This is a genomic window from Citrobacter sp. VF227 (assembly GCF_052950715.1).
Window position 1 is genome coordinate 1 of record NZ_JBRFVF010000491.1, and the last position, 451, is coordinate 451.

The window sequence follows — 451 nt, forward strand, 5'->3', positions numbered from 1 at the left end:
TTAGAAAGCGGCTCATCGAACAGGAATACCGCCGGGTCGCGGACAATCGCCCGCCCCATGGCCACGCGCTGGCGCTGGCCGCCGGCAAGCTCACGTGGACGACGTTTAAGCAGGCCATCCAGTTCGAGAATACGCGCTGCCTCTTTCACTCGCTCAGCAATATGCTCCTTGCCCATCCCGCGAATTTTCAGCCCCCAGGCCATATTTTCTTCCACGCTCATATTCGGGTACAACGCATAGTTCTGGAAGACCATCGCAATACCACGATCCTTTGGCTCCATTTCGGTGACGCGTTTATTATCAATCCAGATATAGCCGCCGCCCACCCGTTCAAGCCCAGCCACCATCCGCAATAGCGCAGATTTACCGCAGCCGGATGGCCTAACCATCTCAATAAATTCCACGTCCGCCACGTCCTGCTTCCGCGTCTTCAGTACCTGGGTTTAGCCGT

General features: G+C 56.5%; 1 protein-coding gene. It reads right to left on the bottom strand.

Annotated elements, in window-relative coordinates; translation table 11 throughout:
- Positions 1-434 (bottom strand): ATP-binding cassette domain-containing protein (locus tag ACU8YC_RS27495; protein ID WP_446896325.1); only part of this gene is annotated, 434 nt, incomplete at its 3' end.
- Positions 435-451 lie beyond the last annotated feature (17 nt).